The 20,184-nt window shown below is 65.8% G+C and carries 19 protein-coding genes; 7 read left to right on the top strand and 12 right to left on the bottom strand.

Annotated features, from left to right (window positions below; all coding sequences use genetic code 11):
- Positions 1-32: 32 nt before the first annotated feature.
- Both ACSBOX_RS12700 and ACSBOX_RS12705 read right to left on the bottom strand, forming a co-directional pair.
- Positions 33-1,445: a class I SAM-dependent RNA methyltransferase gene (locus ACSBOX_RS12700; protein WP_442542781.1), complete on the bottom strand. Its 1,413-nt coding sequence runs from the start codon at positions 1,443-1,445 to the stop codon at positions 33-35.
- Positions 1,445-3,418 carry an APC family permease gene (locus ACSBOX_RS12705; RefSeq protein ID WP_442542782.1) on the bottom strand — a complete coding sequence of 658 codons (1,974 nt, stop codon included), beginning with the start codon at positions 3,416-3,418 and terminating at the stop codon, positions 1,445-1,447. Before ACSBOX_RS12705 ends, ACSBOX_RS12700 begins: the two co-directional genes overlap by 1 nt.
- Positions 3,419-3,528: 110 nt before the next feature.
- Between ACSBOX_RS12705 and ACSBOX_RS12710 the strand changes: the two genes are divergently transcribed.
- Both ACSBOX_RS12710 and ACSBOX_RS12715 read left to right on the top strand, forming a co-directional pair.
- A complete protein-coding gene (locus ACSBOX_RS12710; protein ID WP_078105501.1) occupies positions 3,529-4,203 on the top strand; it encodes a potassium channel family protein in 675 nt (224 codons plus the stop codon).
- Complete coding sequence (locus ACSBOX_RS12715) at positions 4,200-4,931, top strand: potassium channel family protein (protein ID WP_442542783.1); 732 nt, start codon at positions 4,200-4,202, stop codon at positions 4,929-4,931. The genes ACSBOX_RS12710 and ACSBOX_RS12715 overlap by 4 nt, the downstream gene beginning before the upstream one ends.
- On the opposite strand, the gene ACSBOX_RS12720 is transcribed toward ACSBOX_RS12715, so the two are convergent.
- The 4 genes from ACSBOX_RS12720 to dut all read right to left on the bottom strand — a co-directional run bounded on the left by ACSBOX_RS12720 (position 4,901) and on the right by dut (position 7,406).
- A complete protein-coding gene (locus ACSBOX_RS12720; RefSeq protein WP_442542784.1) occupies positions 4,901-5,692 on the bottom strand; it encodes a DUF3159 domain-containing protein in 792 nt (263 codons plus the stop codon). The genes ACSBOX_RS12715 and ACSBOX_RS12720 overlap by 31 nt on opposite strands.
- Complete coding sequence (locus ACSBOX_RS12725; protein ID WP_442542785.1) at positions 5,689-6,042, bottom strand: hypothetical protein; 354 nt, start codon at positions 6,040-6,042, stop codon at positions 5,689-5,691. The genes ACSBOX_RS12720 and ACSBOX_RS12725 overlap by 4 nt, the downstream gene beginning before the upstream one ends.
- Positions 6,035-6,784, bottom strand: a complete 750-nt coding sequence (locus tag ACSBOX_RS12730; protein ID WP_442542786.1) for a DUF3710 domain-containing protein — start codon at positions 6,782-6,784, stop codon at positions 6,035-6,037. The genes ACSBOX_RS12725 and ACSBOX_RS12730 overlap by 8 nt, the downstream gene beginning before the upstream one ends.
- Positions 6,785-6,893: 109 nt before the next feature.
- A complete protein-coding gene (gene dut, locus ACSBOX_RS12735; RefSeq protein WP_442542787.1) occupies positions 6,894-7,406 on the bottom strand; it encodes a dUTP diphosphatase in 513 nt (170 codons plus the stop codon).
- Between the two features lie 108 nt (positions 7,407-7,514).
- Between dut and ACSBOX_RS12740 the strand changes: the two genes are divergently transcribed.
- A complete protein-coding gene (locus tag ACSBOX_RS12740) occupies positions 7,515-8,015 on the top strand; it encodes a DUF3093 domain-containing protein (protein ID WP_442542788.1) in 501 nt (166 codons plus the stop codon).
- On the opposite strand, the gene ACSBOX_RS12745 is transcribed toward ACSBOX_RS12740, so the two are convergent.
- Positions 8,012-8,311 carry a DUF4193 domain-containing protein gene (locus ACSBOX_RS12745; RefSeq protein ID WP_078105507.1) on the bottom strand — a complete coding sequence of 100 codons (300 nt, stop codon included), beginning with the start codon at positions 8,309-8,311 and terminating at the stop codon, positions 8,012-8,014. The genes ACSBOX_RS12740 and ACSBOX_RS12745 overlap by 4 nt on opposite strands.
- A gap of 286 nt (positions 8,312-8,597) precedes the next feature.
- Between ACSBOX_RS12745 and sepH the strand changes: the two genes are divergently transcribed.
- On the top strand, positions 8,598-9,986 hold the full coding sequence (gene sepH / locus ACSBOX_RS12750) for a septation protein SepH (protein ID WP_442542789.1): 1,389 nt from the start codon (positions 8,598-8,600) through the stop codon (positions 9,984-9,986).
- A gap of 23 nt (positions 9,987-10,009) precedes the next feature.
- On the opposite strand, the gene ACSBOX_RS12755 is transcribed toward sepH, so the two are convergent.
- The 4 genes from ACSBOX_RS12755 to ACSBOX_RS12770 are packed head-to-tail and all read right to left on the bottom strand — an operon-like array spanning position 10,010 to position 15,414.
- Positions 10,010-10,726, bottom strand: coding sequence for a thymidine kinase (locus ACSBOX_RS12755; RefSeq protein ID WP_442542790.1), 717 nt, complete (start codon positions 10,724-10,726; stop codon positions 10,010-10,012).
- On the bottom strand, positions 10,719-11,948 hold the full coding sequence (locus tag ACSBOX_RS12760; RefSeq protein WP_442542791.1) for an alkaline phosphatase family protein: 1,230 nt from the start codon (positions 11,946-11,948) through the stop codon (positions 10,719-10,721). The genes ACSBOX_RS12755 and ACSBOX_RS12760 overlap by 8 nt, the downstream gene beginning before the upstream one ends.
- Positions 11,948-12,676, bottom strand: coding sequence for a DUF5998 family protein (locus tag ACSBOX_RS12765; RefSeq protein ID WP_442542792.1), 729 nt, complete (start codon positions 12,674-12,676; stop codon positions 11,948-11,950). The genes ACSBOX_RS12760 and ACSBOX_RS12765 overlap by 1 nt, the downstream gene beginning before the upstream one ends.
- A 44-nt stretch (positions 12,677-12,720) precedes the next feature.
- Positions 12,721-15,414: a bifunctional acetate--CoA ligase family protein/GNAT family N-acetyltransferase gene (locus ACSBOX_RS12770; protein ID WP_442542793.1), complete on the bottom strand. Its 2,694-nt coding sequence runs from the start codon at positions 15,412-15,414 to the stop codon at positions 12,721-12,723.
- Positions 15,415-15,468: 54 nt separating this feature from the next.
- Here ACSBOX_RS12770 and ACSBOX_RS12775 point away from each other — a divergent pair, with 54 nt between their 5' ends.
- Positions 15,469-18,006, top strand: a complete 2,538-nt coding sequence (locus ACSBOX_RS12775; RefSeq protein WP_442542794.1) for a DNA gyrase/topoisomerase IV subunit A — start codon at positions 15,469-15,471, stop codon at positions 18,004-18,006.
- A 56-nt stretch (positions 18,007-18,062) separates the two neighbouring features.
- Here the strand turns inward: ACSBOX_RS12775 and ACSBOX_RS12780 are convergent, their stop codons facing one another.
- A complete protein-coding gene (locus ACSBOX_RS12780) occupies positions 18,063-18,443 on the bottom strand; it encodes a VOC family protein (protein ID WP_442542795.1) in 381 nt (126 codons plus the stop codon).
- A 126-nt stretch (positions 18,444-18,569) separates the two neighbouring features.
- Between ACSBOX_RS12780 and ACSBOX_RS12785 the strand changes: the two genes are divergently transcribed.
- Positions 18,570-19,088, top strand: a complete 519-nt coding sequence (locus ACSBOX_RS12785; RefSeq protein ID WP_442542796.1) for a DinB family protein — start codon at positions 18,570-18,572, stop codon at positions 19,086-19,088.
- Between the two features lie 8 nt (positions 19,089-19,096).
- Positions 19,097-20,182: an NAD(P)H-dependent flavin oxidoreductase gene (locus ACSBOX_RS12790; protein WP_442542797.1), complete on the top strand. Its 1,086-nt coding sequence runs from the start codon at positions 19,097-19,099 to the stop codon at positions 20,180-20,182.
- The last annotated feature ends 2 nt before the right edge of the window (positions 20,183-20,184 follow it).

Here is a 20,184-nt window from a genome sequence, read left to right on the forward strand (position 1 = left end):
GACGTAGGACTTCTCCACCATCGTAGTGGTGGCTATGCCGCGGGCACCAGCAACGCAACGGTCTCCAGATGATGCGTGTGCGGATACAGGTCGAAGGCCCGGAGCGATTCGAGGCGCCATCCGCCGTTCCGGAAGTACCCCAGATCACGTGCGAAGGAGGCCGGATCACACGACACATAGGCGATGGCCCGCGGCCCGGACTCGATGAGCTGGCTGACCACGGCCTTGCCTGCACCGGCGCGGGGCGGGTCGAGCACCAAGGCGTCGAAGCTCCGGGGGCGCTGCCGGAGGACACGCTCCACCCGGCCCTGGACGATTTCCACCTGGGTCTCGCCATGCAGGTTCTTGCGGGCATCCCGGCTGGTCCCGGGCGATCCCTCGACAGAGAGCACCGAACCCGTGATCCCCACGGCATCGGCCAAGGGTGCCGTAAACAAACCGGCTCCCGCGTAAAGATCGGCGACGGCCGATCCCGGAAGGAGGTACCCGCCATCGTGCAGGAATCCCGTCACCGCTCCCACCAGGGTGGCAGGCGCATCCTTGTGGATCTGCCAGAACCCTTCTCCCGTGACGCGGTATTCGTGGCCGGCAGCCGATTCCTGGACCCACGTCCTGCCGCGCAACTGCAGGACCTCGCCGCCCACGGGGTCGAAGCTGGCCACGGACACGTCAAGCGGGATCTGGCCGAGGATCCGGTTCAGGCGCCGGGCATCGGTGCCTTCTTCCGGGGCAAGCAGCACGAGCGGACGCGATCCGTTGGCAGGCGCGGCCACTTCCACCCGCGAGATCCCCCGCAGGTCGATGTCCCAAAGCCGCAACTCGTTGATGCCCGGCAGTGCCAGGGGCATCTCGCGGACCGGAATCACGACGTCGGAGCGGTGGGCATGCATCCCGAGCCGGCCACCGGGGGTGACAGCGAAGCTGGCCCGGGTCCGCCAGCCGAGTCCGGTCCCGCCGTCGGGCCCGGTAACGCCGGTCCCGGTAACGTCGCCCGAGCCCGGGTCACCGGCGGCTGCGGGCTCCACGTCGACCTTGAGTTCGACGCCGGCGAGCCGCTTCAGCTGCTCGGCGAGGACTTCGGACTTGAGGAGGCGCTGCCGTTCAACTGTTATGTGCCCGAGTTCCGCGCCGCCCACGGGCGGACCGCCCTTGCCCCAGGCGGCAAGTGAGTCGGCGAGGGGCCAGAAATGGCGGGTCCGGTCGTCCGACGCTTCCAGGACATCGACGACGTCGGCACGCCAGAAGCGGGACGACTCCCCCGCGTCGGTCAGCCGGACCCGGACCTTCTCGGCCGGGATGCCGTGCCGGACAAAGATGACGCGGCCTTCGTGCCGCGCGACGAAGTGGCCGCCGTGGGCGACGGGCCCGACGTCCACCACCAGCTCCGTGGCAGCTCCGTCCTGGGCCGCGGGCGAGCTGGATTCGGTGTTGCTGGGGTGGGTCATCAGGTATCCTGCAGTGCCTTTGCTTCTTCGGAGGACTTCAATTGCCAGGGGACGCTGGCCACCATGACGCCGGGTTCAAAGTGGAGCCGGGCCTTGATGCGCAAGGCGGTCTGGTTGTGGACGAGCTGTTCCCACCACTTGCCGACGACATACTCCGGGATGTAGACGACGATCAGGTCGCGTGGAGAATCGCGGCGCATGTTCTTGACGTAGTCCAGGATCGGCGTAACGGTTTCCCGGTACGGGCTCGCCAGGACGGTCAACGGGACCGGGATGTCCAGCTTGTCCCACGCCTCGACGGTGTGCGCCGTTTCCTCGTGGTCGATGTCGACGATGATCGCATCCAGCCGGGAGGGCCTAGATGCCCTCGCGTAGGCAAGGGCGCGCAGCACCGGTTTGCGGACATGGGACACCAGGAGCACGGCATGGACCCGGGTGGGCAACGCGCGGGGCGACGAGTCCTCGTCGACGGCAAGTTCCTTGGCCACATTGTCGTAGTGGGCGCGGATGCTCCACATGATGAGGAACAGCACGAACATCGCCAGGAGCGCGATCCAGGCGCCCTGTTCGAACTTGGTGATCAGCACGATGGTCAGCACTAGCGCCGTCATGGCGAAGCCGAGCCCGTTGATCGTGCGGGACTTCACGATCCTGCGGCGGACAGCTTTGTCCTGCGCAAGCTTGAGTTCCCTTCCCCAGTGCCGCACCATGCCCAGCTGGCTCATCGTGAAGGAAATGAAGACGCCGACGATGTACAGCTGGATCAGCTTGGTGACATCGGCGTTGAAGGAAATGATGAGGACCAAGGCTCCGGCCGCAAGCGCCAGGACGCCGTTGCTGAAGGCCAGGCGGTCTCCGCGGGTCCGAAGCTGGCGCGGAAGGTAGCCGTCCTGGGCAAGGATGGACCCGAGCACCGGGAATCCGTTGAATGCCGTGTTGGAGGCGAAGACGAGGATGACGCCGGTGGCGGCGACAACAATGTAGAACGGGAGGGACCCGGCGCCGAAGATGGTCTGCGCAATCTGGCTGATCGCAGGGTTCTGGATGTAGTCGCTAGGCAGCGGTTGGCCATTGAGCAGGAATTCCTTGGCCGGATCCAGCACGATGTGGACCTTGGTGGCGTTGGCGAGGTAGATGATGCCCGCGAGCATGGCCGAGGCGATGACTCCGAGCAGCAACAGCGTGGTGGCCGCGTTCTTGCTCTTGGGCTTCTTGAAGTTCGGCACACCGTTGCTGATGGCCTCCACGCCGGTCAGGGCCGCGGCGCCGGAGGAGAAGGCCCTCAGGAGCAGGAACGCCCCCGCAAGGCCAACGAGCCCCTGGTCGAATCCCTCTTGCGGGACGATCGTGAAGGCCGCCGAGGGAGCCTGGCCGAGTTGGCCTGTGGCCGCCTGGAAGATGCCGACCGCCGTCATGCCCAGGATGGAGAACATGAAGATGTAGGTGGGAACCGCGAAGACACTGCCGGCTTCCTTGATGCCGCGCAGGTTCACAAGTGCCAGCACCACAACGCCGACAGTGGCGATGAGCGCCTGCTGCCCGTGCATCGAGGGAATCGCCGTGGTCAGGTACGCCGCGGCGGAGGACATCGACACGGCAACGGTGAGGACGTAGTCCACCAACAATGCCGCGGCGACGGTCAGTCCCGCGAACTTCCCGAGGTTGACGTTGGCGATTTCGTAGTCGCCGCCACCCGAGGGATAGGCATGGACGTTCTGCCGGTACGACGCAACGACCGTGAGCAAGACCACCATGACTGCGAGGCCGACCAGCGGCGAAATGGCCACGGCGCTCACGCCCGCGAGGGCCAGCGTCAGCAGGATTTCGTCGGGGGCGTACGCCACGGAGGACAGGGCGTCCGAAGCGAAAATCGGCAGCGCGATGCGCTTGGGAAGCAGTGTGTGGGCCAGGCGGTCGTTCCGGAACGGCCGCCCCACCAACACCCGCTTCGCGGCGTTGAGAATTGTCAGCACTCCGCAAAGCTACTCTGAATCGAACGCGATGTCATGACGGCGGACTGGCTTCCGCGACTTGCCCCGGTAGAGTCTTACCGAGCGGCATGCATAAGAGTGAAGGAGAAACCGTGGCTCACTTTGTGATCATGGGTTGCGGACGAGTTGGCGCAACGTTGGCGCACACCTTGGAAGACGCCGGCCATTCGGTGGCAATCATCGACCAGGACGACCGTGCCTTCCGCCGTTTGCGCAGCGGATTCACCGGCAGGAAGGTCACCGGCGTCGGCTTTGACCGGGACACCCTCAAGCAGGCAGGCTGCGAGGAGGCGTACGCTTTCGCCGCTGTTTCCAGCGGTGACAATTCCAACATCCTGGCTACCCGCGTAGCCCGCGAAACATTCCATGTTTCGCATGTTGTTGCGCGCATCTACGATCCAGGCCGCGCCGAAATCTATCAGCGCCTTGGCATCCCCACGGTTGCCGCCGTGCGCTGGAGCGCGGACCAGGTCCTGCGCCGGATCCTGCCCGAACAACATTTGGCCGGCGACTACCGCGAGCCATCGGGCCGGCTGGTTTTGTCCGAAGTGGACCTCGACGAAGGCTGGATCGGACACCCGTTGACTGCCATCGAAGCAGCGTCCGGAATCCGCATCGCCTTCCTTACCCGCTTTGGCGAGGGTGTCCTGCCCCAGGCCGGAACGGCGTACCAGGAGGGTGACACCGTGCACGCCATGTTGAATCTGGACCGCAGCGCCGAGGTAGCGCGCATCCTTTCCAGCGCACCCGCCAAGGAGTCTGAGTGAAAGTCGTTATTGTCGGCGCAGGCAGCGTCGGTTCATCGATCGCGCGCGAATTGCTCGCCCACAAACACGAGATCATGCTCATCGACCTGAAGCCGGAGGTCATCGGACGCAGCGGGCTCCGCGGAGCCCGCTGGCTGGTGGGCGACGCGTGCGAACTGAGCACGCTGCAGGAAGCGAAGCTGGAAGGGGCCGACGTCGTCGTGTCCGCGACCGGCGACGACAAAGTCAACCTTGTGGTGTCCTTGCTGGCCAAGACCGAATTCGGTGTGGGCCGCACGGTGGGCCGGGTCAACAATCCCAAGAACGACTGGATGTTCAACGATTCCTGGGGCGTCGACGTCGCCGTCAACACCCCGCAGCTCATGACGGCGCTCGTTGAGGAGGCCGTGGAAATCGGCGACCTTGTCCGTTTGCTGACCTTGCAGACCGGAGTGTCCTCGCTCGTGGAATTCACCGTTCCCCACGACTCGCACATCATCGGCAGCACCGTCGGCGGGATCGAATGGCCCGAAGACGCCACCCTGGTGGCGATCCTCCGGGATCATGCCCCCATCACCCCAAGCCGCGACGACGTGATCGACGGCGGCGACGAACTGTTCTTCGTCACGACCATTGCGGCCGAGGACGGCCTGAGGGCCTTGCTCGCCCCGTCCGCCGCGGACCACGGTTCAGTCGACGTCGAGGAAGAGTTCTCGGATCAGTCCGACGACGACGGTTTCGACGGCTGAGCATCGCGGTTCGGCTTCTGGCCCGGCACCGGCCGGGTCAGGAGCCAGGCAATCCACAAGCCGAGGATGTAGAGCGGGGCACCCATGATCAGCCGCATCGTAGCGAGCGCGGCAAGGCCGGGATCGCCCATGAAATACAAGGGCACCTGGACCACAAGCCGTAGCGCCAGCACGGCAATGACCACCCACGTACCGATGGAATAGGCCCGCAGGCGTTCCGGTTTCTTCCGCCATTCGAAGCCTTCATTGCGGACGAAACCGAATAGCAGGCCGGCGATCGGCCACTTGACCAGGATCGACAGCACCATTCCCACGATGTAGGCGATATTCGTGTAGAAACCCAGGACGTAGAAATCCTCTGCCTTGCCGGTGGTGTTCGCGAGCCAAGCGGAGATCGCGACGCCGGCGATCCCGGCAAGCGCCTGGGTCAACGGGCGCCGTTGGACCAGCCGGACCACGGTGAAGACCGCTGCCGCCGCGAGGGAGGAAATCAGGGAGGCAGGAAGGTCTCGGGTGACCATGAACGCGATCAGGAAGACGAGGCCGGGCACGATGCTCTCGGCGATTCCCTGCACACCCCCGGCCGATTTGAGGATGTCCACGTGGCCGTGGCTGTTGCGTTGCAACCCTGCTTTTTCAGCGTAGCCCGCGGCGATGTCCGCAATGCTAGGCCCCTGGGCGCCCTGCCGGGACTCCCCTGCCGGGCCGGGCTTTTCCTGCGCTGGCGTTTCCTGGGGATCGGATCCGTTGGCGACGGTCATTGGTGCTCCTGCCGGGAGAGGATTTCATAGCGCGGATTGAACATCGTGGGCATCCCGTCCCGCGGGGTGACCATGCCTTCGAGCCGCAGGACAGTCCCGGGTTCGATGCCGGGCACCTTCCGGCGCCCGAGCCAGATGACGCGCAAGCGGGTCAACGGACCCGTGTCGCCCCTGTGCGCAATCCGGTCGACGACGATCGCCGAGAAGTGACTTTGTTCGTTGGCGGGCTGGTAGGTCACCGACTCGATGAAACCCGTGCAGTCGACCCGGCCCCGTGCGGGGATTTCAGTGAGGGGCACTGACGCCGGGATGCCATCCGCAGCAGCGGCGCGGGCCGCTTTGTCAGCCAATCTGGGTGATCTCCGGGCCGCGTTCTGGTCGCTGAAGCTCCGGCGTTTCGTCAGGCACACCGTGCTGCCCGGAGGCCACGGCGTCCTTGGGCAGCTTCAGCTGAAGCAGCTCGCGGGGCGGCATGGGGTTGTCTCCGCGAATGACCACAACCTTGCGGAAGAGACTCTCGAGTCCTTCGGCCGCGTCCCGGTCCAGGGCCGCGTGGCCGCCGATGACGCCGCGAAGGAACCAACGGGGTCCGTCCACGCCCATGAATCGGGCCGCACGGAAGCCGCGTCCGCCGTCGGCGGATTCCGTGGGAAGTTTGGCGACGAGTTCAGTGCCGAACGTGCCGGCAATCTCCTCGACTTCGCCTCCCTGGCTGGCCACCGACTGGCCGATTTGTTCGCGGATCTCGTCCCACAGCCCTTCGGAGCGGGGAGCGGCGAATGCCTGGAGCTGGAGGCTCGATCCATCGAGGTCCATCGTGACCGCCACGACCCGCTGGGTTGCCTCCTCCACCTCGAGGCGCAATTGAAGACCCTCGGAAGGTTCGATCAGCAGGGCGCCAAGATCCACGTAGCCATCCTGGCTATCAATTTCGCTGGCATCCAATGGCCCCTTGGACAGACGGAAGTCGCCCTTGGCGGCCCCACCGGCTTCCGTGCCGGCCTCCTGCCGCGACGTCGCGGCTGTGGCCTGCTCAGTACCGTTGTCTTTCGGCTGCTCAGCCTTGGACTTCTTTCCGCGCCCAAAAAGCATCGGGTTGTCTCCTTAGTAGTGGTCTACCCCCAGTAAACCGCAGACTGCCCGTCAACTCGCGGGCAGCATGGCAATCAGCTCCGAACGGCGCTGATTGTCGAGGTTGTTGCTAGCTCACGGCCGGCGCGAAGCCTCCGGTGGATCCAAAGCCGCCGGTGCCGCGCGAGGTGTCGGACAACTCCTCCACGGAAACGAACTGCGCATACTCGACGCGCTGGATCACCATTTGAGCAATTCTATCGCCGCGCTTGAGTTCGATTGCCTGGTTTTTGTCCGTATTCAAAAGCGTCACGGAAATTTCACCTCGGTAGCCGGCATCAACCGTCCCGGGAGCGTTCACTACGGTGAGCCCGTGCTTGGTTGCCAGCCCTGACCTGGGGTGGATGAGGGCGACATAGCCGTTTGGAAGTGCGATGGAGACGCCTGTGGCGACGAGCTTCCGCTCTCCCGGAGCGAGCGACACGTCAGCGCGGGCGCGCAAGTCCGCGCCGGCGTCACCGGGGTGGGCGTAGGACGGCGCTTCCAAACCGGCGTCGAGCATTTTCAGTTGGACCTGAAGGGTCGGCGCACCGTATTCGGCGGAGGTGTCTGCTGGGCTGGCTACTGCTGTCTCGTGGCTCACAGTCACACATTCTATCGTCCGCGGGATACCGCCACGATTGCGGTCGCAAGGCAGCGCACGGCAAAGGCGCGTTATTTCGCGGGGGCACAGTCCCGATAAGCTGGTGGTATGCCTGAATCGACTGCTTCCGTACCCGTGCCGCACCATTCCTCAAGCGAAGCGGGCGTCCTGTATACGGAAAAGCTCCGGCCCTCCCCGTGGATTTGGATTGTCGTGGTGGGCTTTTCCGCCGCCGGCATCCTCATGTTCGCGCCGATCAGCATCACCGCGGGCATCATCGCGGCGCTGGTTCTCTTCGCCATCACCACCGTCCTGCTGGTGACGTCCACTCCCTCCATCGTGGTGGACCGGGACACCGTGCAAGTGGGACGGGCAAGCATCCAACGCGAGTTTGTCGGCGCCGTCACGGCGTTCCGCAAGGACGAAGCCACCGCGGAGCGGGGCGTCCGGCTCCATGGACTGGCGTTCCTGTGCCTCCGCGGCTGGATTGATCCCGTGGTGCGTATTGAAATCACCGACCCCGCGGACCGTACTCCGTACTGGCTGACCTCCACGCGCCACCCCGACGAACTGGTGGCGGCATTGTCGAAGCAGGGCTCCCGGAGCTAGCTTTCGCATTCCTTGCAGTACAGGTGCCCGTCCTTCTCCCGCGCAATCTGGGAGCGGTGCTTGACCAGGAAGCAGTTGAAGCACGTGAATTCGTCCGCCTGCGGCGGGAGCACGCGGACCAGCAGCTCTTCGCCGGACAAGTCCGCCCCGGGGAGCTCGTAGGCATCAGCCAGATCAGTCTCATCGATGTCAACAGCCGATGACGACTGCTTCTCCGTGCGGTGCGACTTGAGTTCCTCGATCGAGTCCTCGGTGTCTTCTTCCGTCTTCCGAGGGGCGTCGTAGTCCGTTGCCATGGTCCCTTCTTCGTTCTCCCTTGTGCTTCACGCAGGGCTTGCGGGTCCTGTCGGCCGGAACCTCCTCCGGTCTAAGGATGTAACGCGGCAGGCTGCATTTTTGTGCCCGATACCGGGCAGATTGTCCTCCCGGCAGGCCAAGATGTCCATACCCCTCTGGCCGTCGCTTGAGCAGGCGAATGCCGGAAAATCGCGGAATATCGCGGCGCGCCCTTTGTCCTAGTAGGAAAAGGCCCTACCGGGTGGCAGAGTTTCGAATGTCAGATAGGCCATGGTGGAGGATTTTATGCGGGATCTACGGCTGGTTGGCGTCCACGACGACGGCGGACATCTTCTGTTGAGCGGTACCGGCGGCGAGATGTTCCAGCTTCCGATTGATGAGGCGTTGCGGGTTGCAGCGAGCCGGACACCTGCCCAGGTGGCCGCACGTGCTTCCATCACGCCCGTCGCAATGTCCCCCCGTGATATTCAGTCACGCATCCGCAGCGGCGCTACCGCCGCGGAGGTGGCGGAGCTGTCAGGGCTCCCGCTCGCCAATGTGCAGCGGTATGAAGGTCCTGTCCTTGCCGAGCGCGAGTACATCGCCCAACAAGCCCGCAAAGTCGAAGTCGCCGCCCCGGCCCCCGGCCAGGATACTTACCGCGGGGCGTTCGGCGACGAACCCGCAAGCCTGGGCGACATGGTTGCGCACCGGCTCCGGGCCCACGGGATCGATTCATCTTCCGTTGAATGGGATTCCTGGCGCCGGATCGACGGCACGTGGACCGTCGTCGCGCGCTTCGAAACCAAGCCGGGCAGCCTGGAGAGCATCGGCGAAGAGCCGCCCGCGATGTGGACGTTCCATCCCGCCCGCAAATCCATCCAGAACGCCAACCGCTGGGCCCAGCAGCTCAGCGAACTGGAACCGCTCGATGGACCCGTACCGGCGCGGCGGCTCGCGGCCGTTTCGGACCGGCCCTTCGACTTTGAGGCCGACGCCGGGACCGCCGCCCGTGCGGCCGCCGCGGCTGCCACCAAGGAAGCCGACGGGCTCCTGGACATGCTGCGCTCCCGTCGCGGACAGCGGCTGGGACTGGACGAAGACAGCGACGACGCTTTGGCGCTGCTGCTCAGCAGCGGCGTTCCCGCTGCTCATCCGCGGCCCGGCGACGTCGAAGACGGATCCGCTGACAAGGAATCAACTGACCCGGAGTCAGACGACGCAGACACTGACGAGCAGGCAAAAGCCGAACCCGCTCCCAGCCGCCGTGACGCGCGCGCATCCATGCTGTCGCGGCTAAGCCTGGCCCCGAAGCCTGACGACAATGAAAACGACTCCCTCCATCTTCACGAAGGCGTCAGCACGAACACCCGGGAAATCACGGTGGTTCCGGGTCCGCTGCGCCCCGTGACCCTGTTGCGCGGCAGGAACGACGACGACGCCCGGGCCGACAATGATGCCCGGACCGGCCGCGACGAATCCCAAGCCCAGGAAGCCGCAGCACCGCGGGCGGGTCTGGACGAACTGCTCGGCGGAGCTCCCCGACGGGAACGTGAAGAGCCGAAGCCCACCCCCTCCGGCCAGAAGGACGAAGAGTCTTCAGATGCGGCGGCGGCCGAGCGCCAGCCGTCACGGCCCAAGCGTTCCAGCATTCCGAGCTGGGATGACATCCTCTTCGGAACCCGCGGAGACTAGGAAGCTTCCACTACGCAGCAGCTTCAGCCGGCGCCGTGCCAAAGGCAAGCGTCGACCTCGAAGGGCAGCAACTGATCCCGGCTCGCCATGAGGTTGGCCCCGTGTGCCGTGACCCGGCGCATGTAGTGCCTGCGGCATAGGGTCTCGTATCCGACCACCGGGTGTGACGCTTCGGCTTGCTCCGGGGCAGCCTCCGCACGGCCGGCCTCCATGGCAACGTCGCCCACCACGACCTGCTCGCCTTCGACCACCATGATGCCGTCCACGGTCCGCGCGTTGTGGGTTGCCCGGCGGCCGCACCAGCAGAGCGCCTCGACCTGCAGTACCTGGACCCTGTCCGCGAGCTCCACGAAACGCTGGGATCCGGGGAAAAGACGGGTGCGGAAGTCGGACGTGATTCCGAAAGCGAACACGTCTACGCCCATCTCATCGACGACGCGCGCGAGCTGTTCCACTTGCTCCTGTGAGTAGAACTGGGCTTCGTCGCAGATGAGGTAGTCCACCGTGAGGCCTGTGGTCCGGCGTCGGACAACCTCGTCCCAGAAATCCGTTGTGTCGATGACTTCCACGGCGTCAGTCTGGAGTCCGAGCCTGCTGGAGATGACGGAACCGCCGGCACGGTCGTTGCAGCTGAAGCGGACCCCGCCCCGGCCGCGCGCACGGTGGTTGTAATCCATCTGCAAAGCAAGGGTGGACTTGCCGCAGTCCATGGTTCCGGAGAAGAAAATGAGCTCAGCCACGGCGGCCCTTGGGACCTCCGGCTTGGAAGCACAGCAGCGGAACTTCGCGCTCCGCCTTGGTCAGGGAACCGTGCTGCCCCACCACTTCCAAGGCAGTCGGACGGACACGGCGGACGTCGTAGAGCGCCAAGGCATCCCTGGCGGCGATCATGACATCCCCGATCCGGCCGGAAACTTCCGGCCGAAGGACCCCGAAGAGCCCTGCTTCAAGGGCCTGCCCGCGGGTGAAGGCCCAGATCCGATCGCCGAATCGGGAGCGCCAGGCATTCAACACGGCTTCCCGCTGGAGCTCCCCGGCGCCGGGTTCGAAGTACAGGTGAACCATGCGTGGCTCGCCTGCGGTGTGCCGGACCCCGGCAATCAAGGCAGGATCGGCCGAGTAGTCGATGCGCTGCGACTCGGGGACGTCCACCATCCCGTGATCGCCGGTGAGCAGGATGGTAGTCCCCGCGGGCAATGCGGCAGAGAGCCTCTTGACCGTTGAATCTATTTCCTCGAGCTGGTGCTCCCAGCGATCGGACTGGCAGCCGTAGCGGTGCCCGGCTTTGTCCAGCTCGTTGACGTAGAAGTACATGAGCGAGCGGGTTCCTGCCGCCATCTCCTCCCCCGCCGCTGCCGTCCGGGCATGGAGAGAGCTGCCGCCCACGAAGCGGCTTCCCCGGAGCGCCGCGCGGGTCATCGGTGACGCGCCGAATTGGGGCAGGCTCACGGTGACGACGTCGGCGTCGGCCGCCACGCGTTCGAAAATCGTGGGGAACGGCTGCCAGCGCAGCGGGTCGACGCCGGCGTCCCAGTTGCCGAGCAGGTTGACTACCTTGTCCTGGTCGGGGTCCAGGACGTCATAGCCCACCATGCCGTGTTCGCCCGGCGTACGGCCGGTTCCAAGGCTCGCCAAGGACGATGCCGTGGTGGAAGGAAAAGCCGCATCAAGCCACACAGGGACCGCTCCCTGTCCCGCGTTCGCTATTGACCTCAGAAACGGAGTGTGGGCGGCCTTCTGCTTCAAGAGGTTGCGCCCCAGTCCGTCAGCGAGGACCACGCACACGCGTTGCGACGGAGGCAATTGCAGCTTGTTTTCGAATCCGGGCAGGCCCATGCTCGCTGCGGCGCTGGTGAAGACCTCGGCGATCGATTTGCTGCCATACAGCGGCGAAGCCGGAAGCTCAGGGACGGCACTGGAAACGGAGACGGTGTCCTCGGCGATGGGTTCCGACGTCGCCATCAGCGCTGGTGCCCCCGGCTGAGCCTGTTGCCGAAGACCCCCGAGCGGAGCCGCGGAGCGGACATCGTACCGGGGTGGACCGAGGGCCCCGGACCGCCGGTGTTCACAGCCCGCAGGGCACGGGCAAAGACCTTCGCGTCCTGGACAGCCCTGGGACCGTCGGCCTCGGAGCTGATCCGCAGCACAATGTCCTCCTGCGAGATGGTGCCCGTGTACCCATGGTCGGCTTCGCACTGGGGATCGCCGCAACTGGCGGGTCCCACGTCCAGGCGTTGGCCACCTGACCAGGCAATGGACAGGGTGAGCTCCCTGACGGGGTCGCTTGGAGTGTAGTTCTGTGGCTGCGCATACATGTAGCTGAGGACCACGGAGCGGATTTGTGCCACGGGCACGGACTCCGTGGAAATCTGGGCGACGATCTGCTCCCCGGCGTCGTCGAGCTGCTGGTCGTCGACGTGGGTGATCACCAGCATGTCATCGGTGAGGACCAGGACCGTGATGTGCCGCCGGACCTCGGCCCGGTCGAAATGCGTTTCCAAATGCACCAGGTGCGCGAGGCAGTCACGCCCGTCCAAGGCATCGGCTACAACATCGGCAACAAGGACAGGGTAGAAACCTGCCCGTTGAAGTGCCTGGTCCAGGCTCTGCCCCTGCGAGCTGTGATTGTGTGCTGCATGGTGCCCGGTGGTAGCCGGACCGGACGGAGGCGTCGGGGACTTCGAGCTCATTCCCCCATTTTCACAGATCGGCTGGGGACTTCATAACTGTCCGGTCAGCTGAGCATCGCGCGACGGGCGCTGTCCGTGCGCTGGGCGGCGTTCCCGATCCACACCTCGGCGCCAAGGATTTTCGCGCCCTGCGTCCCGGCCAGGACGGGATTGAATTCCACGAGGGCGATCCCGGGGTGTTCATCCTTGAGCCGGACCAGCCGTGCGCCCAGGTCTTCGAGGGCCGCCACGTCCACCGCAGGCAGCCCCTGGTAGCCGAAAAGCTTGAGCGAAGCCCGGGGAGCCCTGATGAAATCGTGGAGATCGGTGGAGGACAACGGCGGCACGCGGTGGGCCCAGTCGTCCAGGAGGTTCACGGCGTCTCCCGCCAAACCGAAGGACACCACCGGGCCCAGAAGCGGATCCTCGATGGCGCGGAAGGTGCACGCCTGCCCCACGGAAACCATGGCCTGCACCTCGATGGCGGATGAACCGTAGGGCTCCAGGGCGCGGCGCATCTGCGCGATGTTGCGGCGCAGCGAGTCCGCGTCCTCGATGTCCAGCCGCACTCCTCCGAGGTCGAGGCGGTGCCGGAGGGCGGGATCCGTCGTCTTGAGCACCACGGGCCAGCCGAGCCGTTCGGCTGCGGCGACCGCTTCGTCGTCGCTCTCGAACACCGCCGACGGCACCACGTTGATGCCGTAGCGGGACAGCAAAGCCGCGCCTTCGCCGTCGTCGAGCCGTATCAATTGCTCTCCCGGGACCGAAGACAGGAGCCGTTCGATGTGTTCGCGGGTGCCCTCGCGATCGCAACCCGCGGGCTCCACGAAGATGCCCTGGTCCCGGTCGAGCCACTTCGCGTACCGGACCACTGCCGCCAGTGCGGCCACCGCGTTGCCCGCGCTGGAATAGCAAGGAAGGGACGGCCCGGACTCTCCGCCCGGCGCGAGCACGCCGTCCAGCTGCACGGAAGGGTCAAGGATCCCCGTGAAGGCCGCCACGACGGGCTTGCCGGCCTCGGCCGCGCATTCCGCGAGCACTCCCGCGATCGCGTCCATCGTGAGGCTGCGGGACGGGACCATCGCCGCCACCACCGCATGCACGGCATCGTCCGCAAGTGTCTTCCTGAGGCTGCGCCGTAGCCCGTCCCGCGCTGCGGACATCCCCGCCTCCAGGTCCACGTCGGTGACGATCCGGTCGACGACGAGTCCCTGCGGCGCCGCGTTGTCCGCTACGACCTTCCCGAACGCCGCTGAATTGCTGTAGACGGCGAGCGCCGCACCCTTGGGCAACGGTTGGCTGGAAACGATCTGCGCCACGTCCATGAGCTGTTCGATGGTCTCCACGGCGATGACCCCGGCTTGCCGCATCATCGCGTCCAGGGCTGCCGCGGGCGCGAGCGTGGTCCTGACCACGTGCCCCGGCGGAAGGCGCAGCCCGGTGACGTCCGATTTGGCAACGATGACCGGCTTGGTCCGCGACAAGCGGCGCGCCAGGCGGGAGAATTTGCGGGGATTGCCGATCGACTCCAAGTAGAGCCCGACGGCGACGGTGTCGGGATCGTCTTCCCAGAACTGCATGACGTCGTTGCCGGAGATATCGGCGCGGTTCCCGGCGGACAGGAAGGACGAAAGGCCCAGGCCCCGGCGGCTCGCGGCGGCGTAGACGGAAACCCCGATGGCCGCGGATTGCGAAAACAGCCCCAACCCGCCGCGCCGCGGCAGGCTCGGGGCCATGGACGCGTTGAGCGAAACGTCCGGGTTGGTGTTCACGATCCCCAAGGATTCGGGGCCGATCACGCGCATCCCATGGGACCTGGCCTGGCGCACCAGCTCCCGCTGCCTCCGCAACCCCTGTTCGCCGTCGTCCGCGTACCCGGCCGTGGCGACCACGAGGCCTTTGACCCCGGCTGCCCCGCACTCGTCCACGACTTTCGGCACTTCCTCGTAGGGCACCGCGATGATGGCGAGTTGCACCGGCCCGGGCACGTCGGCGATCCGGGCGAAGGACTTCATGCCGGCCAGTTCGAACGCCTCCGGGTTGACGGCGTAGACCGCGCCTTTGAACCCGCCTTCCATGATGTGCTCAAGCAACTGGTGCCCTATGGTCCCCCACCTGCGGCTGGCACCCACCACGGCGATCGACGACGGCGCCAGCAAGTCGCGCACGCTGCGGGCCTCGGCGCGGTGTTCCCGCGATTCCATGACAGCCAGGGATTTTTCGGTGGGGTCGATGTTGAAGTCAACGCTCACCACCCCGTCGTCGAATTTGCGCACGAGCTCGTACCCGGCGTCCGCGAACACGCGGAGCATTTTGCGGTTCTCGGGCAGGACCTCGGCCGTGAAACGGCGGATGCCGTTCTCCCTGGCAGCCGCAGCCAGGTGTTCGAGCAGGATGGAGCCGATGCCCCGGCCCTGCTGGATATCGGAAATATTGAAGGCAACCTCGGCCTCCGTGGGGTCATCGAGCCGGTCGTAGCGGCCGACGCCGACGATCTCCCCGCCGATGGTGATGACGAACGCCACCCGGTCCTTGTGGTCCACCTCGGTGAAGCGGCGAAGTTCCTTGCTGGAGAGCCTCGACTTGAAGGAGAAGAACCGCATGTAGATGGACGTCTCGGACTGCGCGGTGTGGAAGGCCTGGAGCGCATCGGCATCTTCGGGTGAGATAGGTCTCAAGTGGGCCGTTCCGCCGTCGCGAAGCACGACATCGGCCTCCCAATATTCCGGATATACGCCGGCGCCGGGCTGATCCACCATAGGCTTAGCCTAGCTAAGTCTTCCGCAGTACACGTTTAAGGATCCACCGAATCCATGGCACGCAGCCAAAGTCCCTCCCGCGCGAACGCGGCCTCGGCCGCCCTCGACGGGGACTTCACCGAGAACATCATCGATATCGACGTCACTTCCGAAATGGAAGGCTCCTTCCTGGAGTACGCGTATTCGGTGATCTATTCCCGCGCGCTCCCCGATGCGCGCGACGGCCTCAAGCCCGTTCAGCGACGCATCCTGTACATGATGAGCGACATGGGCCTGCGCCCCGACCGCGGGCACGTGAAGAGCGCCCGCGTGGTGGGTGAAGTCATGGGAAAGCTGCACCCCCACGGTGATGCAGCCATCTATGACGCCATGGTGCGCATGGCACAGGATTTCTCACTGCGCTTGCCCCTGATTGACGGGCACGGCAACTTCGGTTCGCTCGACGACGGCCCGGCCGCACCGCGTTACACCGAAGCCCGGCTCGCCGCGGCTGCGATGACGATGACCGAGCACCTCGACGAAGACGTGGTGGACTTCGTCCCCAACTACGACAACCAGCTCACCCAGCCGGATGTCCTGCCCGCGGCCTTCCCCAATTTGCTGGTCAACGGCACCACGGGCATCGCCGTCGGCATGGCCACCAACATGGCTCCCCACAACCTCGTGGAAGTCATCGCGGCCGCCCGGCACCTCATCGCCACTCCGGACGCCACACTGGAAGACGTCATGCGGTTCGTGCCCGGCCCGGACTTGCCCACCGGCGGCCGGATCGTGGGACTGGACGGAATCCGCGATGCCTATGCCACCGGACGTGGTTCGTTCAAGACCCGCGCCAAGGTGGAGATCGAGCAGCTGACGGCGCGCCGCACCGGCCTCGTGGTGACCGAGCTCCCCTACATGGTGGGTCCGGAGAAGGTCATCGAGAAGATCAAGGATGCCGTCAACGCCAAAAAGCTGACAGGCATCAGCGATGTCATGGACCTCACGGACCGCAAGCACGGGCTGCGCCTCGTGATCGAGATCAAGAACGGCTTCAACCCCAACGCCGTGCTGCAGCAGCTCTACCGGTTCACCCCGATGGAAGACTCCTTCGGCATCAACAACGTGACCTTGGTGGACGGGCAGCCGCAGACCTTGGGCTTGCTCCAGCTCCTGCAGGTCTATGTTGGACACCGCCTGTCCGTGGTGCGCCGACGCACCGCTTTCCGCCTCGGCAAGAAGAAGGACCGCCTCCACTTGGTGGAGGGCCTGTTGATCGCAATCGTCGACATCGACGAGGTCATCCAGATCATCCGCTCCTCCGACGAGGCATCGGCGGCCCGCGAACGCCTGATGTCCATCTACGACCTGTCAGAGATCCAGGCCAACTACATCCTGGAACTCCGCCTGCGGCAACTGACCAAGTACTCGCGGATCGAACTCGAGAAAGAACAGGAAGAACTGCGCCACGAGATCGCCGAGCTCGAGGCGATCCTGGCGTCCGATGTGCTCCTGCGCGAGCTGGTGTCCGGAGAATTGGCCGAAGTGGCCGAGAAATACGGCACCCCGCGGCGTACGGTCCTCCTCGAATCCGAGGCCGTATCCCCCACCGTCGCAGCGGCCCTCGCAGCAGCCGTCCCGGCCGGCAAGGGCAAGGCCGCCGCGCTCCCGCTCGAAATCCCCGACGACCCTTGCTGGGCAATCCTCAGCGCCTCCGGCCAGATCGCGCGCACCTCCAACCAGGAGCCGCTGGCCGAATCAGGCCCGCGGAGCAAACATGATGTCTACCGCTCGGTGGTCAAGACAACGGCACGCGGCGAGATCGGCGCGGTCACCTCGCAGGGCCGGATGCTCCGGGTACAGGTCATGGACATGCCGGCGCTGCCGCCCATGTCCGGCCTGCCCAATCTTGCCGGGGGCGTCGCGGCAAAAGACTTCATCACCCTGCTCAAGGGCGAATCGCTGGTGGCGTTCGTGCCGCTGGATGCCGTGTTGGCCATCGGAACGCTCCAAGGCGTGGTGAAGCGCGTCCAACCCGACTACCCGTTGAACCGCGAAGACTGGGAAATCATTGCCCTCAAGGACAAGGACGCTGTGGTGGGCGTGGAGCCTGCCCAGGACGACGACGTCGACCTCGTCTTCGTAACCCGGCTTGCACAGCTCCTGCGGTTCAGCGCCTCCGCCGTCCGGCCGCAGGGCCGCACCGCGGGCGGCATGGCGGGAATCAAACTTGGGGACGGCGACGACGTCATCCACTTTGGCACGGTGCGCGCCACCGACCCTGCCGCCGTCGTCGTAACGATTGCCGGCAGCAACGGTGCGTTGCCGGGAACCGCTCCGGGCACAGCGAAGATCACCCCGTTCGAGGAGTACCCGGCCAAGGGCCGGGCCACGGGAGGCGTACGGGCCCACCGCTTCCTCAAGGGTGAAGACACACTGCTGCTCGGATGGGCGGGCCATGGTCCGGCGAAGGCGGCATCGAGCGCCGGCGTTGCCCGGTCCCTCCCGCAAGAGCACGGCCGCCGCGACGGCTCCGGCGTTCCCCTCTCCCAGCCTGTGGACGCCATCGGTGCGAGCATGGCGTGGGATGAAGGAAACGCCGGGGAGAATTGACGGGAAGCCGCCGGTGACTGCTACGTCCCGGCTGGCTTTGTTCCGGCCCCGCTCGCCTACATCGTCGCGATGCTGATGATGTTTCCTTCCGAGTCGAGGAACCAGGCTCCCCTTTCGCCGTCCGGCAAGGTGGCTATGCCGTTTTCGGTCTTCAGGCCCGGGAAGTCGTATTCTTCGAAAACGACTCCGCGCGTCCTGAGGTCGGCCATGTCCTGGTCCAGGTCCGTGCTCTGGAATCCCAGTTGGGTGTTCTTGGCGGTCCCGGCGTTGGGCGTCTCGTAGAGCAGGAAGGCTGTGCCGTTGGCGCACTTGTACATCAGGTTGTCGTTGGCCTCCGGATTATCCGGTTCGAGACCGAGCTTGTCACGGTAGAAGTCGCGGGCGCGGGCGATATCGCTGGCAGGGAGCACACCGGCGACGTTTAGATCCTTAAGCATGGCAATTTCACTTTCCAGGCTTCCCCAGCACCTAACTTTACTCCTGATCGGGCTGATCAGACCGGGGATGTGCCTCTCTCCGGGCAGGGTGACCGGATCAGGAATCCGGGCCCTTAGACTACTGCCATGCCGATCATTCCCGATGACAAGGACTGGACCTGGGTCCTGTCCACGCCCTGTCCCGAATGCGGCTTCGATGCCGCCACTGTGACCCCGTCCACCGTCCCGGGGACAGTCCTCAATATGCTGCCGCGGTGGCGGGCCGTCCTGCGCCGGGAAGACGTGTCCACCCGCCCGAACGAGCACACGTGGTCGCCGTTGGAGTATGCCTGTCACGTGCGGGACGTCTTCAGCCTGTTCGACCAACGCCTGAACCTGATGTTGCGGGAGGACGACGCCCACTTCGCCAATTGGGACCAGGACAAGGCCGCGATCGACGGCGACTACGCCAACGCGGACCCCGCGGAAGTGGCTGCGCAGCTGGCCGCCGAGGGCACCCAGATTGCCAACTCCTTCGCCGCTGTCCACGAGGATGAGTGGCCCCGCACCGGGGTCCGCAGCAACGGCTCCACGTTCACCGTGCTGACATTCGCCCAGTACTTCCTGCACGACGTAGTGCACCACCTCCACGACGTGGACGGCTAGGCGCTGCGATGTCGTGGAAAGACACACGCGCAACCCGCCTCCTCAACATTGAGTTGCCCATCGTCCTCGGTCCGTTCGGCGGCCTGTCCTCGGTGGAACTCGCGGCCACCGTCAGCGAGGCCGGCGGGCTGGGTTCCTACGGCCTCTACGGCTACGACGCGGAACGGATTGCCGCCACGGCCCGCGAACTCCGGGAAGCCACCGGGAAACCGTTCGCGCTGAACCTGTGGCTCCCCATCGAGGGTGAAGAGCCGCCAACGGCGGGCGCCCGGCAGTTCGCCGCCTACGTGGACATCCTCCGGCCGTATTTCGAGCTGGTGGGCGTGGAACCACCCGCGCAACCGGATGCCTACCAGCCCGATCTGCAGGAACAGATCCAGGCGGCCATCGATGCCCGGCCCGCCGTGCTGAGCTTCGTGTTCGGCGTTCCGTCCGGGGCCGTCATCGAGGAGGCCCACCGGAACGGAATCGTGGTGGCGGGTACTGCAACCACGGTCGACGAAGCGGTGGCCTTGGATGCCGGCGGCGTTGACGCGATCGTCGCCACGGGCATGGAAGCCGGCGGACACCGGGTTTCCTTCCTCCGCGCCCCGGAGGACTCGCTCGTCGGGAGCATGGCGTTGGTGCCGCAAGTGGTGGATGCCGTCTCGGTTCCGGTCATCGCCGCAGGTGGCATCTCCGACGGCCGCGGGGTCGCTGCCGCCTTGGCGCTGGGCGCGGACGCGGTCCAGATCGGTTCGGCCTTCTTGGCCACGCGGCAGTCCGCCATCAGTCCCGCGCACCTGGCCGCGATGCGCGGACCCGACGCCGCCCACACCGTCCTGACCCGCGCCCTCAGCGGCCGCTTGGCGCGCGGCATCCCCAACCGGATCATCGCGGAGCTCGCCGATCCTGCCGCCCATGCCCCGTTCCCGATCCAGAACTGGCTCACCGGCAAATTCCGGCCAGCTGCCGCGGCGCAGGGAATCCCTGACCTGATGTCCCTGTGGGCAGGCCAATCGACGCCGCTCATCCGGGAGGACGACGCACGGAAGCTGGTGGCGAATATCGTCGAGTCCGTGGATGCCACCGTCGGGCGGCTCGGACAAACGTAACT

The organism is Arthrobacter sp. KN11-1C, assembly GCF_052180225.1.
Lineage (GTDB): Bacteria > Actinomycetota > Actinomycetes > Actinomycetales > Micrococcaceae > Arthrobacter.